Source organism: Streptomyces sp. x-80, from assembly GCF_046549095.1.
Classification (GTDB): domain Bacteria; phylum Actinomycetota; class Actinomycetes; order Streptomycetales; family Streptomycetaceae; genus Streptomyces; species Streptomyces celluloflavus.
This window is the reverse complement of the sequence record NZ_JAJPWM010000002.1, coordinates 472,406-486,501: the sequence shown is the minus strand read 5'-3', so window position 1 is coordinate 486,501 and position 14,096 is coordinate 472,406. Positions and strand designations below refer to the sequence as shown.

10 protein-coding genes are annotated in these 14,096 nt (G+C 72.1%); 4 read left to right on the top strand and 6 right to left on the bottom strand.

The window, feature by feature from the left end; all coding sequences use genetic code 11:
- Window positions 1-31 precede the first annotated feature (31 nt).
- The gene (locus ACLJWH_RS05040) at window positions 32-937 is read right to left on the bottom strand and encodes a zinc-binding dehydrogenase (protein ID WP_411140322.1); all 906 of its coding nucleotides are present in this window, start codon (window positions 935-937) and stop codon (window positions 32-34) included.
- A gap of 97 nt (window positions 938-1,034) precedes the next feature.
- Window positions 1,035-2,561, bottom strand: a complete 1,527-nt coding sequence (locus ACLJWH_RS05035) for a CehA/McbA family metallohydrolase (RefSeq protein WP_411140321.1) — start codon at window positions 2,559-2,561, stop codon at window positions 1,035-1,037.
- A gap of 207 nt (window positions 2,562-2,768) precedes the next feature.
- On the opposite strand from ACLJWH_RS05035, the gene ACLJWH_RS05030 reads away from it, so the two are divergent.
- The 3 genes from ACLJWH_RS05030 (at window position 2,769) to ACLJWH_RS05020 (ending at window position 7,210) form a co-directional block, all read left to right on the top strand.
- Window positions 2,769-3,593, top strand: a complete 825-nt coding sequence (locus tag ACLJWH_RS05030; RefSeq protein ID WP_411140320.1) for a TIGR03619 family F420-dependent LLM class oxidoreductase — start codon at window positions 2,769-2,771, stop codon at window positions 3,591-3,593.
- Window positions 3,594-4,002: 409 nt separating this feature from the next.
- Window positions 4,003-4,401, top strand: a complete 399-nt coding sequence (locus tag ACLJWH_RS05025; RefSeq protein WP_411140319.1) for a VOC family protein — start codon at window positions 4,003-4,005, stop codon at window positions 4,399-4,401.
- Window positions 4,402-4,657: 256 nt separating this feature from the next.
- Window positions 4,658-7,210, top strand: coding sequence for a bifunctional FO biosynthesis protein CofGH (locus tag ACLJWH_RS05020; protein WP_411140432.1), 2,553 nt, complete (start codon window positions 4,658-4,660; stop codon window positions 7,208-7,210).
- Window positions 7,211-7,415: 205 nt separating this feature from the next.
- Here ACLJWH_RS05020 and ACLJWH_RS05015 read toward each other — a convergent pair whose 3' ends face one another.
- A complete protein-coding gene (locus tag ACLJWH_RS05015) occupies window positions 7,416-7,667 on the bottom strand; it encodes a hypothetical protein (RefSeq protein ID WP_381679869.1) in 252 nt (83 codons plus the stop codon).
- Window positions 7,668-8,013: 346 nt separating this feature from the next.
- On the opposite strand from ACLJWH_RS05015, the gene ACLJWH_RS05010 reads away from it, so the two are divergent.
- Window positions 8,014-9,135 (top strand): ADP-ribosylglycohydrolase family protein, encoded by a 1,122-nt coding sequence (locus ACLJWH_RS05010; RefSeq protein ID WP_411140318.1) that lies wholly within the window; start codon window positions 8,014-8,016, stop codon window positions 9,133-9,135.
- Between the two features lie 186 nt (window positions 9,136-9,321).
- On the opposite strand, the gene ACLJWH_RS05005 is transcribed toward ACLJWH_RS05010, so the two are convergent.
- From ACLJWH_RS05005 to ACLJWH_RS04995, 3 genes are all read right to left on the bottom strand, one after another.
- The gene (locus ACLJWH_RS05005) at window positions 9,322-10,932 is read right to left on the bottom strand and encodes a sodium:solute symporter family protein (RefSeq protein ID WP_411140317.1); all 1,611 of its coding nucleotides are present in this window, start codon (window positions 10,930-10,932) and stop codon (window positions 9,322-9,324) included.
- Between the two features lie 676 nt (window positions 10,933-11,608).
- The gene (locus ACLJWH_RS05000) at window positions 11,609-12,394 is read right to left on the bottom strand and encodes an SDR family oxidoreductase (RefSeq protein ID WP_411140316.1); all 786 of its coding nucleotides are present in this window, start codon (window positions 12,392-12,394) and stop codon (window positions 11,609-11,611) included.
- A 352-nt stretch (window positions 12,395-12,746) separates the two neighbouring features.
- Window positions 12,747-13,970 carry a PLP-dependent aminotransferase family protein gene (locus tag ACLJWH_RS04995; RefSeq protein WP_411140315.1) on the bottom strand — a complete coding sequence of 408 codons (1,224 nt, stop codon included), beginning with the start codon at window positions 13,968-13,970 and terminating at the stop codon, window positions 12,747-12,749.
- Window positions 13,971-14,096: the final 126 nt, after the last annotated feature.

The window sequence follows — 14,096 nt, the reverse complement described above, 5'->3', positions numbered from 1 at the left end:
GCGGACCGCCCCGCCCGCGGGCCCGCGCCGGTCAGCCGAGGGTCAGGACCGCCTTGCCGCGAATCTCGCGGTTGATGAGGGCGGTGGCGGTCTCGCCGGCCTGTGCCCAGTCGGCCACCCGGTCCACGCTCGGCTGGAGGCGGCCCTCGGCCGTGAGGCGGACGAGGTGGGCCAGGTCGGCGCCGGTATCACCGCCGGACTGGATGCCGATGAGGCTCAGCCGGTTCATGACCAGCTGGTAGGGCCGGATCGGGGTCGGCTCGCCCGAGGTGGCACCGATGGAGATGACCTTGCCCTCCGGGGCGGTACGGTCCAGCAACTCGGCGAGCAGGGACCCGCCGACGTTGTCCAGCACGATGTCCACCGGGGTGTCGATACCGGCCGGGCCGGTCAGCACATGGTCCGCGCCGAGCGCGGCCAGGCCCTCGCCGCGGGCCGGGCTGCCGACGAGCGCGTACACCTCGGCGCCCGCCAGATGGGCGAGCTGGACCGCGAAGCGCCCCACCCCGCCCGAGGCACCGGTGACGGCCACGCGCTGTCCGGGCCGCACACCGGCCGTACGGAGCGCGCGCAGCGCCGTCAGGCCCGCCACGGGGAGGGCGGCGGCCGTGCTGAAGTCCACGGTGTCGGGCAGTACCGCGAGTTCACCGACCGGGACGGCGCGCAGCTCGGCCCAGCCGGCGTTGCGGCCCCAAGTGACGACCCGGTCGCCGGGCCGGGGCCCGTGACCGCTCGCGGCGGCCCGCTCGACCACGCCCGCCGCGTCCCAGCCCGGGACGGTCCCCTCGGCGACCTCCTCGGACTTGGGCAGTTCGCCGTAGTTCAGCGATACCGCGCTGATCCTGACCAGTACCTCATCGGGCCCGGGGACCGGGTCGGGGACGGTGCCGAGAGCGAGACGGCCGGGCGCGGAATGATCGACAACGAGTGCACGCATCGGAGATTCCTCCTCGATAGGCAGAACCGGAGCTGTGCGCAGTAACCGGCGGGTCACTCCGGTTATTCCGTGGTCCGGACGGCCGCGGTTCCGGGATTCAGTCGCGGCCCAGGAAGACCGGGTTGGTGAGGGCGGCCATCGGACCCGGGAGGCCCGGGACGGTCGCGGGGTGGCGGACCTCGGCGCGTATATAGGCGGCGTGGTCGGGAGTGGTCCGCCAGCTGACGGTGCCGGTGCCGGCGGGCGGCAGCGGCGCCGCGTACACGCTGCCCTGGTCGGTGACGAAGCTGACCGTGCAGCCCAGGGCGCCGGAGACCGTCAGCCGGGCGGTGGCCTGGTCCGTGCGGGGGACGGCGAGGCGCTCGGAGATGCCGGCGTGCTCACCGCGCCCGCCGCTGACGGTGAAGGCGAGGTCGATCTTCGAGGACTCGGCTATCCAGACCCGGCCGGCCCGGATGCCGTCCTGGAGGGCGCGCCGGGAGAGATCGTCGGCCAGGACGACGGTCTGCGGGAGGCCGACGACGTCCGGGTCGCGATGGGCGTCGCTGTGGCCGACGGCGGGCAGCCAGGCCGCCCGGCCGCGGGTGTGGGCGACGAGGGTGTTGTCCCATTCGGCGAGGGTGATCTCGTCATCGGGGGTGTACGGGCCGTTCCAGACCTCCACCGCATCCGCCTCGGTCAGGCCGAACTTCCAGTTGCAGCCGAGGCAGGTGGCGTGCGGATGCGCCGGGATGACCAGGCCGCCGGCCCGCCGGATGGCGCGCGCGTATCTGCCGAAGGCGTTGTCGCGGGCCCGGTAGCGCCAGTCGATGAACGTGCCGGCGTCGGTGCCCATCGCCACCACGTGGCCATTGCGGGTGGTGATCTCCTCGCCGGTGAGAATGAGCAGGTCATCACCCCACAGACCGTCCCAGGCGCCGTGTGCGGAGGTGGTGTTGTGCTCGGAGGTGTTGATGAAGTCCAGCCCGGCGGCGCGGGCCAGCGCGGCGATCTCGGCGGGCGTGCGCCTGCCGTCGGAGTGGACCGAGTGCAGATGGCTGTCGCCCCGGTACCACGCCCGGCCGCGGCCCCGGGCGCGCTCGGGGGGATGGACGGGCGCGGGGGTGTGTCCCCGGGGGCCGTGGCGCAGGGTGACGCTGACGTCGTAGACCAGGCCCTGGGGCGCGATGGTGTACGGACCGAGCGCGATATGCCAGGTGCCGGCGTTGACGGGGCCCGGGAGGTAACCGGGCGTGGCGTCGTCGGCGCGCAGGAAGAACTCCGTACGCGCCCCGCCCGACCAGCCGCGAAAGCCCGCACCGCCCAGGGCCGTACCGCGTTCGTCGAAGATGCCGATGTCGCAGGCGTTACCGGACGTGCCCTCGGGGACGGCGGGTCTGTCATACCGGTAGGCGACGGCGATCTCGCGGACGCCGGGCGGCACTTCGACCGGGAGATAGACGAAGTCCGGTGCGCCCGCCGGCAGCCGCCCGGTGACCCTGCGGGTCTGCTCGCCCCCGGTGCCGCCCGCCCCCGCGGGGCGCCCGGCCGCGGGCGCCGCGTCGGCGAAACTCACGCCGTTGAGCGTGAGCGCGCCCGCCGCCCCCGCGCCCGCCGAAAGCCTCAGAACGTCGCGCCGGTCCATGCCGCCCCCTGTCCTCTTCCGCGGCCGCGTACTGCCCCGTACCGCCGCATACCGATTCGTAGTGCCGGGTATCGCCGTGTATCGCCTCGTGTCGTCGTCTGAGAACTGTTGTACGCGGGTGTGACACGGAGGAAAAGGGCTGTGGATAACCCGCGGTCGGTGAGGGAACATGCGGTCACTCACACGTCTGACGCGGAGGTACCCCGCATGCGGATCGCGACCACGATCTTCCTGACCGACGAGACGATCCGGCCGGACCGGCTGGCCCGTGAGCTGGAGCAGCGTGGCTTCGCCGGCCTCTATCTCCCCGAGCACACCCACATCCCGGCGAGCCGCGACACGCCCGCCCCCATGGGTGAGCCGCTGCCCCGCGAATACGGCCGCACCCTCGACCCGTTCGTCGCGCTCGCCCAGGCCGCCGCCGTCACCGAGCGGCTCGGCCTGGGCACCGGCATCACCCTCGTCGCCCAGCACGATCCGGTCGCCCTCGCCAAGCAGATCGCGACCCTCGACTTCCTCTCCGGCGGCCGTTTCACGCTCGGCGTCGGCTTCGGCTGGAACGTGGAGGAAGCCGCCGACCACGGTGTCCAGTGGTCCACCCGGCGCGAGCTGACGCGCGACCGGATGGCGCTGATGCGGGCCCTGTGGGCGGCGGAACCGACGGCGTACAAGGGTGAGTTCGGATCCGTACGGGCCTCGTTCGCGTACCCCAAGCCGGCGAACGGCGCACCGCGCATCCTGGTCGGCGGCGCGGCCGGCCCCCGGCTCTTCGGGCAGATCACCGAGTACGCGGACGGCTGGCTGCCGATCGGCGGACGGGGCCTCGGCGAGAGCCTTCCGGAGCTGCGCCGGGTGTGGGAGGACACCGGGCGGGCCGGTGACCCGGTGGTGGTGCCGTACGCCGTCAAACCGTCGGCCGGAAAGCTGGCCCACTACCGGGACCTGGGCCTGACGGAGGTGGTGCTGCAACTGCCACCGGCCGGCGAGGCGGCGGTGTTGCGGACCCTGGACGATTTCGCGCAGTACTTGTGACGGGTTCGGCCATTCGTGAGAGGGGGCGCCCGCCCGGGGGCATCGCGGGCGCGTCGGCCCCGCGACCGGCCGGCTGCCTAGGACCATCGGCGTACGCGCCCGGGGCGGGTCCGGTACCGCAGACCGATCCGCGGCGGCCCCGGCCGGTCGTAGCGTCGATGGGGAAGATCCGCGGAGCGGAAAACACGGAGCGGAAAACGCGAAGCGGAAATCACGAAGCGGGAGACCCCCAGCCCGGAACGCGGAGCCGGAGACGCGTAGCCGGAACCCACGAACCGCACAGCCGGCACGCCAGAGCAGATCCACCGAGCAGACCCACAGATCAGACCCATCGAGCAGATCCACCAAGTAGATCCACAGATCAGATCCACCGATCAGATCCGCAGATCAGCGGTCCAAGGAGATCACCATGCCTCGACTCGACCACACGATCGTGCACAGCACCGACCGTTTCGCCTCCGCGCGATTCCTGGCCGGCCTTCTGGGTGCTCCCGAGCCCAAGGAGTACGGCCCGTTCGCCGCCGTCCGGCTGGACAACGTGGTGCTGGACTACGCGGAGCATGTCGCCGCCGGGCGGGAGTTCGTCCCCACGCACTACGCGATTCTGGTGACGGAGGACGAGTTCGACGCGGTCCTTGCCCGCATCCAGGCCCGCGAGCTGCCCTACTGGGCCGACCCCCAGCACAGCCAGCCGCAGGTGATCAACCACCTGGACGGCGGCCGTGGCCTCTATCTCGACGACCCCGACGGCCACAACCTGGAGTTCCTGACCAGGACTTACTCCGACGAGCTCCTGGCCGGCCTGTAACCGGGGCGCCCGCTCCGGTGGCCGGACGCACCCCGCGTTCGCGGACGCGCCCCGATCCGCTGCGGAGGGAACCTCCGTCTGACGTGATCAGCGGCACACCGGCCACCGGTTGTCCGGCGGCGGCGCTGTCGGTGGGCGCTCGTATGCTCGGAGGATGACTTCCAGCGTGCAGGGACCTGACCAGGGATCCGACCGAGGCGGCGACTTCGGCACGGGCGTCGCGGCCGACCGGCCGGAGCGGCCGACGGCGAACTCCATGCGCCGCGCGCTCAAGCGGGCCCGCGACGGCGTCGCGCTGGACATCGCCGAGGCCGCGGTGCTGCTCCAGGCCCGCGGCGACGACCTCCAGGACCTGTGCGCCTCGGCGGCCCGGGTGCGCGACGCGGGCCTGGAAGCCGCGGGCCGCCCCGGCGTCATCACGTACTCGAAGGGGGTCTTCATCCCCCTCACCCGGCTCTGCCGCGACAAGTGCCACTACTGCACCTTCGTCACCGTCCCCGGCAAGCTGCGCCGCGACGGCCACGGGATGTTCATGTCGCCCGACGAGGTGCTCGACATCGCGCGCCGCGGCGCCGAAATGGGCTGCAAGGAGGCCCTGTTCACGCTCGGCGACAAGCCGGAGGAGCGCTGGCCCGAGGCCGGCGAATGGCTGGCGGCGCACGGCTACGACGACACGCTCTCGTACGTACGTGCCATGGCCATCCGGGTCCTGGAGGAGACCGGGCTGCTGCCGCACCTCAACCCCGGAGTGCTGTCCTGGACGGACTTCCAGCGCCTCAAGCCCGTCGCCCCGTCCCTGGGCATGATGCTGGAGACGACGGCCGAGCGGCTGTGGAGCGAGCCCGGCGGCCCGCACCACGGCTCGCCCGACAAGGAACCGGCCGTCCGGCTGCGCGTCCTGGAGGACGCGGGGCGCTCCAACGTCCCCTTCACCACGGGACTGCTGATCGGCATCGGTGAGAACTACGCGGAGCGCGCCGAGTCCCTCTTCGCGCTGCGCCGCGTCCAGCGTGCCTACCACGGCATCCAGGAACTCATCATGCAGAACTTCCGCGCCAAGCCGGACACGGCCATGCGCGGTATGCCGGACGCCGAACTGGAGGAGCTGGCCGCGACCATCGCGGTGGCCCGGCACATCATGGGCCCCTCCACCCGCATCCAGGCGCCGCCCAACCTGGTCGACGGGGAATTCGAGCTGCTCATCGCGGCCGGGATCGACGACTGGGGCGGCGTCTCCCCGCTGACCCGCGACCATGTGAACCCCGAACGCCCCTGGCCGCAGATCGACGACCTGGCCGCCCGCACCGCCGCCGCCGGGTTCGACCTGCGCGAACGGCTGCCCATCTACCCCGAATTCATCCAGCGCGGCGAGCCCTGGCTGGACCCCCGGCTGCTGCCGCACGTCCGCGCGCTGGCCGACCCGGAGACGGGCCTGGCCCTTGAGGACGCGCCCGTCGTCGGCCGGCCCTGGCAGGAGCCCGACGAGGGCTTCTCACTGGGCGCCTCGGGCCGTACGGATCTGCACCACACCATCGACACCGAGGGCCGCACGGGCGACCGGCGCGACGATTTCGACGAGGTGTACGGCGACTGGGAGGCGCTGCGCGAGGCCGCCGCCCCCGGGATGGTGCCGTCCCGGATCGACACCGATGTCCGCGCGGCGCTGTCCGTCGCCGCCGACGACCCCACCAAGCTCACCGACGACCAGGCGCTGGCCCTGCTGCACGCCGACGGCCCCGCGCTGGACGCGCTCTGCACGATCGCCGACGAGCTGCGCCGTGCCACGGTCGGCGACGACGTCACCTACATCGTCACCAGGAACATCAACTTCACCAACGTCTGCTACACCGGCTGCCGGTTCTGCGCCTTCGCCCAGCGCCGTACGGACGCCGACGCCTACACCCTCTCGCTGTCGCAGGTCGCCGACCGCGCGCAACAGGCGTGGGACGTGGGCGCGGTGGAGGTCTGTATGCAGGGCGGTATCCACCCGGACCTGCCCGGTACGGCCTATTTCGACATCGCGCGGGCCGTCAAGGAGCGCGTCCCCGGTATGCATGTGCACGCCTTCTCGCCGATGGAGGTCGTCAACGGCGCGACCCGCACCGGTCTGTCGATCCGCGAATGGCTGACCGAGGCCAAGGCCGCCGGTCTGGACACCCTCCCCGGTACGGCCGCCGAGATCCTCGACGACGAGGTCCGCTGGGTCCTCACCAAGGGCAAGCTCCCCACCGCCACCTGGGTCGAGGTCATCAAGACCGCCCATGAGCTGGGCATCCGCTCGTCCTCGACGATGATGTACGGCCATGTCGACCAGCCCCGCCACTGGCTCGGCCACTTCCGGCTGCTCGCCGAGATCCAGCAGGAGACCGGCGGTTTCACCGAGTTCGTCACCCTCCCCTTCATCCACACCAACGCCCCCGTCTACCTCGCCGGTATCGCCCGCCCCGGTCCCACCACCCGCGACAACCGCGCGGTGACGGCCATGGCCCGGGTGCTGCTGCACCCGCACATCACCAACATCCAGACCAGCTGGGTCAAGCTCGGCAAGGAGGGCGCCGCCGAGATGCTGCGCTCGGGCGCCAACGACCTGGGCGGCACGCTGATGGAGGAGACCATCTCCCGGATGGCGGGCTCCAGTTACGGCTCGTACCGCTCGGTCCAGGACCTGGTCGCCATCGCGGACGAGGCGGGCCGCCCGGCCCGGCCCCGTACGACGCTGTACGGCCCGGTCAGCGACGAGCGGCAGTCCGTGGCGCGCGCCTCGGACGGCCATCTTCCGGAGCTGCTGCCGGTGTTGGAGCAGCCGTAGCCGTAGCCGTAGCCGTAGCCGGAGGCGCGGGAGCCGGAGCCTGAGCCGGGGGAGCGGGGCCGGGCTCCGGGGCGCGCCGGAGCCGCCCGGCATCCGGGTTCCGGGCTCCGGGACCCGGGCTCATGGACGGCGCGGCCGCGCTCCGCCCCGTTTCCCGTGCTCCGCCGCGATTCCCTGTACTCCGCCGCATCCCCCGTACTTCGTCTCATTCCTCGTACTCGGTCTCGTGCTGGAGGATGCACTGCTGCCACTGCGACAGCGCCTCCTCCCGGTCGCCTCCGGCGTCCTGGGCCGCGGCGATCAGCGCATCGGCGGCCATCGCGGCCAGCCGGACCGCGATATGGCAGACGTCGCGCTGCGGGAGCGGCCGGAGGAGTTCCACCGCGCCGTCGCTGTCGCCGGAGAGCGCGGAGGCGACGACGGCCATGGTGGTGCGGTCCCACTCGTACTCGGACATGAGGAGAGCATGCCCAGCGGCCGCCCGTAGCAGTATCGAACGGGTGGGTGTTCGAGGCGATGTGCGGAGCGGCACGTCCGTACTCCTGCCGATGCGCCGCACCCTCACCCGGAGCCGATCGGGCCGACGGGTCGGTGAAGGCCGGTGGAGATTGCTGACGGCCGGTGGGAGACCGGTGGAGGCCGGTGAACGTTACCCGCCGGTTGTGTACCGACCGGAAACCGTCTCCCCGGTGACTGTGCGCAATACGCCGCCGACCCCAAGTTGATCACTCGTGGTCGATTACAGTGCTGCGCCAGGGGAGCCCACCGGGCCCCGGGACGAGGCGAGCTTCGGGAGGGGCGCAGTGAGCGCAGCGGCAGACAACACCGCTATCTGGGGCCGCGCCGAACAGCAGGACTTCCGCAGCCGGGTGCGCGGCTGCCTCCTCGGCGGCGCCATCGGCGACGCCCTCGGCGCGGGTATCGAATTCGACTCCCTGGCGGCGATCCGCCAGGCGCACGGCCAGGAGGGCGTCACGGATTACGTGCCGGCCTACGGGCGGCGCGGTGCGGTCACCGACGACACCCAGATGACCCTGTTCACGGTGGACGGCCTGATCCGGGCCCAGGTGCGCCGTGACACCGGCGCCTGGCACCCACCCACCGACGTCCACCGCGCCTATCTGCGCTGGGCCGCCACCCAGCGCGACTGGGGCCCGGACGAGCGCAAGAAGGACGACGGCTGGCTCGCCCGCGAGGAGTGGCTGTACTCCCGGAGGGCGCCCGGCCGGGCCTGTCTGTCGGGTCTCGGCGACGACACGATGGGCACGCTGGAGCAGCCCAAGAACCCCGGCTCCAAGGGGTGCGGCGCGGTGATGCGCTCCGCGCCGTTCGGTCTGCTGGTCGGCTGGGAGCCGCAGCTGGTCTTCCAGCTCGCCGCCGAGTGCGCGGCGCAGACGCACGGCCACCCCACCGGCTATCTGGCGGCCGGCGCGTTCGCGGTCATCAGCCATGCGCTGGCCCGTGGTGAGGACCTCGACGGCGCCGTGCGGAAGGCGCTGGCGCAGCTGGCCGCCCGCCCCGGCCACGAGGAGACCACCGACGCCCTCCAGCGCGCGCTCGCCGCCGTACGGCAGGGCACGCCGACGGCGGAGCGGGTGGAGTCGCTGGGGGAGGGCTGGACGGCGGAGGAGGCGTTGGCGATGGGTGTGTACTGCGCGCTGGTCGCCGAGGACATCCGCCATGGGCTGCTGCTCGCCGTCAACCACGGCGGGGACAGCGATTCGACCGGCGCCGTCTGCGGGAATCTGCTGGGCACACTGCACGGCGAGACGGCGCTGCCGCCGGTGTGGCTGGTCGAGCTGGAGGGCCGGGACACGATCTTGCAGCTGGCCGACGATTTCGCGATGGAGATGACACAGGGGGCCGCGCTGCACAGCCCGGCCGGTTCGGCACCGGGCTGGCTCGCCCGTTACCCGCGCGCCTGACCGGGCCACGCCGTCTTCCGGCCCGAGCCGCCGCTCGACCGGCCGGGGCCCGACGGGCCGGGGCCTCCTGAGCGGCCGGACAGCTCGGGCCGGGTTCCGCCTGGGCCGCCCGCCCGCCCGACTGCCCGACTGCCACCTCCGCCTGCCGCCTGCCTGTCGCACGTCCGCCGGGCCGTCAGCCCGCTGTCAGCCCGTACGCCCGCCCGTCGGCGGTCCCGTAAGCCCGTCCCACCCGTTCTTGGGCACATCCCCCGCGACAGCTGCCGCCCCCGCGGCCGCACCGTCACCCCGCTCCCCGTCCCCGTCGCCGTCACCACCGGAGTTGATACGCGCCAGCAGCGCATCCCGCTCCGGGGTGTCCTCCGGCCTGAGGAACCCGATCAGGACGAACAGCACCAGCGAGGTCGCGACCGGCGACACGATCTGGATTTGCAGCTGGACGCCGTCCAGCCCGTAGTTCGTCAGCCAGAAGGCGAACAGGCCGGCCGCCCAGGACACCAGGGCCGCCGTCGGACCGGACCTGCGGAACACCGGCAGCATGCCGAGCAGGAACGGGATGGAGATCGGCCCGACGAGTCCGGCCACCCACTTGATGACGACCGTGATGATGTCCTTGAAGGTGGGGGAGTTGACCTGCGTCGCGATGGCCATCGACAGCGCGAGGAAGGACACCGTCGACAGCCGCGCGGCCAGCAGCCCCGCCTTGTGCGACCAGCTGCGGGCCTTCGCGCCGAGCTTCGGCAGCGCGGGCGCGATATCGCGGGTGAAGACCGCGGAGATGGCGTTGGCGTCCGAGGAGCACATGGCCATCGTGTGCGAGAAGAAGCCGACGACCACCAGGCCCAGCAGACCGTGCGGCAGCAGGCGTTCGGTCAGCAGCGCGTACGAGTCCGAGGCGTCCGGCTTCGTCGCCTTGACCAGGAGGGGCGCGGCCCACATCGGGAAGAAGAGGACCAGCGGCCAGACGAACCACAGCGCCGCCGACAGCCGCGCCGAGCGCTTGGCCTGCCTGGCGTCGCGGGTGGCCATATAGCGCTGGGCCTGGTTCCACATACCGCCGCTGTACTCGAAGGTCTTGATGAAGAGATACGCGAGCAGGAAGGTGAGGGTGTACGGGCCGACGGTCGGCTGGGTGTGGGTGTCCGGCAGCTTGTCCCATACGGTCCACAGCGCGCTGAAGCCGCCCAGTTCACCCAGGACGGTGACCAGCATCGCCACGCCCGCCAGCAACTGGATGACGAACTGGCCCAGCTCGGTGAGCGCGTCCGCCCACAGCCCGCCGACCGTGCAGTAGATGCCGGTGATCACGCCGGTGATGAGAATGCCCTGGTTCAGCGACATCCCGGTGAAGACGGACAACAGGGTGGCGATGGCGGCCCACTTGGCGCCCACGTCCACGATCTTCAGCAGTACGCCGGACCAGGCGAGCGCCTGCTGCGTCGGCATGTTGTAGCGGTCCTTGAGGTACTCCAGCGGCGAGGCGACACCGAGCCGCGAGCGCAGCCGGTTCAGCCGCCCCGCGAAGAGTCTGGCGCCGATGGCGATGCCGATGGCGATGGGGAAGGACCAGGTCACGTAGGAGGTGATGCCGTATTGGTAGGCGATGCCCGCGTAGCCGGTGAACATCACCGCGCTGTAGCCGGACATGTGGTGGGAGATACCGGACAGCCACCACGGCATCTTGCCGCCCGCGGTGAAGAAGTCGCCGACGTCGTCCACCCGCCGGTGCGACCACACACCGATCGCGATCATCACGCCGAAGTAGCCGATGAGCACGGCCCAGTCGAGACTGTTCATGCCCCCTCCAGGGGTCCGCCTTGTGAACGTGGATCACTTCGCCGTGACGTCCTGTGGGGCGGTATCCCCGCACAGGAGCGGGGACTTGGGGGATTGAACCGCTCAACGAGCGGACCGGTCAAGAGCATGAAGAGTCATGGATATGAACGGGGATCAGCTAACCGAACGATTTTGCCGTCTCTTGACCCGCTTGGGCGTTGTCCCGAACGTGACGCCGAACACACGATGAGCGGACACTTCGCCGGGCGCCGTCTGCCCGTACGCACCCACTTGCCCGTACGTAACGAGTTGTCCGGCTACACCGACTTGCCCATACGCACCGACTTGCCTGTCCGCGCCGGGTTGCCCGGATGCGCCGACTCGCCCGTATGCGCTGCCGCGCACCGATGGATATGTGCTTCCTTGAAGGAGGGGGTGGAGGGGAGGGGGAGGGGGCGGGGGCGGCCAGTGCCCCTCCCGGCAAGCTTTGCCCCGTCGCGCCGCCCACACGTACGCTCGCCGCGTTGCCCAAAAGTCCTGGTAGCGGAGCTACCAGGACTTCCGGCCGCCTTACGATCACACGCACCGGACGATGCTCCGCACGGGGCGAACAGTGCCGGTCACGGCACTAACGCATCAGCTCACGACGGCACCGAACGCGGCGGTCCGCTCGTGACCAGCGCGGCCGGTCACGGCGCTAACGCATCAGCTCACCCGCGTTGACCAGCAGTGACTGGCCCGTGATGGCGCGCGCCCGGTCGGAGGCCAGGAAGACCGCGGTCTCGGCCACGTCCGCGTCCGTCGCCAGCTCGGGCAGCGCCATCCGCTCGGTCAGCCGGCCCAGTACCTCGGATTCCGGTACGCCCTCGGCATCCGCCGTGAACCGTACATACGCCGCCACCGGCGGGCCCCACATCCAGCCGGGCTGCACGGTGTTGACCCGTATCCGGTCCGGGCCCAGCTCGCGCGCCAGTGAGTACATCGCGGAGACCAGCGCGCCCTTGGACGCCGCGTACGCCGCCTGCTGCACCTGCGAGGGCGCGGCCACCGACGACTGGGTGCCGATCAGCACCACCGACCCGCCGCCGCGCGCGGTGAGCGACGGCAGGCAGGCGCGGGTCATCCGCAGCGTGCCGAAGAGGTTGACGTCCACGACCGCGCGCCAGGACTCGAAGTCGGCGTCCCGCAGGCCGCCGAAGAGCGAGTCGAGCGCCGCGACATGGATCACCGCGTCGATGCCCCCGAACCGCTCCACGGCCAGCGCCGCCAGCGCCTCGCACTGCGCCTCGTCGCCGATATCGGTCACCCGCCAGGCCGTGCGGGTACCCGAGGGGTCGATCCGCGCGGCCGACGCGGCGAGATTCGCCTCCGTACGGGCTCCCAGGACCACCGTCGCGCCGTCCCGCACGCAGGCCGCCGCGACCTGATGGCCGAGTCCGGCCCCGACGCCGGAGACGATGACGGTCTTGTCGCGCAGCAGCATGAGTATCTCCCGGGCTCCGGAGGCCGTCTGACGGGTCGTCAGCGTAAGCCCGGGGGTGTCGGGAAGGCCAGGGCCGCTCGTCCGCCGGTCCGGCCGCCCGTCTCCCGGCCTGCCGGTCCGGCCGTCCGTCTCCCGGCCTGCCAGTCCGGCCGTCCGTCTCCCGGCCCGCCCGTCCCGGGGCCGGATCGAAGATCTGCCGCCTCGCGCGCCTCGCGCAATCCGGCCCCACGCGGCACCGCAGGACGGACGAGGGTGTGCCGGGTGCGCGCCAGGAGTCACCGGACGTCGCCCAACCGCAGTACCTGGCCCAGGAGTTGGGGCCGGTTGCCGGTTCACCCCCGACCCGGACGCCTCACCCCGCCCGGCGGGCGTTCCGCAGCGCCTCCGCCAGCCGGCCCAGCCCCTCGACGATCTCCGTCGGCGCATGCGTCACGAACGACAGCCGGACGGCGGCGGCGTCCGGCGGCCCGGCGAAGAACGGTGCGCCGGGGACGTAGGCGACATCGTGCCGGACCACCTCGGGCAGCAGCGCCGTCGCGTCGTACCCCTGGGGCAGCGTCGCCCACACGAACATCCCGCCGGCCGGACGGTTCCACCGCGAGCCCTCGGGCAGCGCGGCGGCCAGCCCGTCCACCAGGGCGTTGCGCCGCTCGCGGTACGCGTCGCGGACCCGCACTAGATGTGCGTCCAGGTCCTCGACCGCCAGGTACCGGGCCGCAGCTGCCTGGTCGACGGTCGAGGTGTGCAGATCGGCGGCCTGCTTGGCGATGGTGCAGGCGCGCCGCAGGGCGGCCGGGGCGCGCAGCCAGCCCAGCCGCAGACCGGGCGCCACCACCTTGGAGAACGAACTGAGCAGCGCCGTACGGTCCTCGGCGCCGGGGAAGGAGGCGACCCACGGCACCGGCTCGCCCTCGAAGCGCAGCTCGCCGTACGGATCGTCCTCGGCGATCCACAGTCCGCGCCGGGCGGCCACCGCCGCGACCGCGGCCCGCCGCTCCGCGGACAGCGTCCGGCCGGTCGGGTTCTGGAAGGTCGGCACGATGTAGAGCAGCTTGGGGCGCTCGCGGGCGGCGATCTCGTCCAGCGCGGCCGGGTCCAGGCCCTCGTCGTCGGTCGGCACCGGCACCACCCGGGCGCCGGTGAAGGAGAATATCTGGAGCGCCGCGAGATAGCAGGGGTCCTCGACCAGCACCACATCGCCCGGTTCGAGCAGCGCGGTGGACAGCAGCGAGAGGCCCTGCTGCGAACCGGTGGTGACGAGCAGGTCGTCCGGAGCGGTGGCCAGCCCGCGCGCGGTGGTACGCGCCGCGACGGCCGCGCGCAGCGCCGGATCGCCCTCGGTGGTGGAGTACTGGAGCGCCTGCCGCGGGTGCTCCGTTAGCACATGCTGGAAGGCCGCCGCGATACCCGGCGCGTCGAACAGCTCCGGCGCGGGCAGGCCACCGGCGAACGAGATGACCTCGGGACGGGCGGTGAGCGCCAGGATGTCCCGTACGGGCGAGCTGCCGGTACGCGCCGCGCGGGCGGCGAGCGGGGGGACGGGGGCGGATGCGTCGGCAGGGATCGCGTCCGGCATGGCGACTCCAATCGCTCGTACTACGCGCCAGATGCTGCGTTGACCGGCGATAGTTGTGGGATGCAGCGAGTTTAGGCGGTCGCTCTGCGTCTGTGCAGGGGTGCCCACATGGTGAGCCGGTTGGCT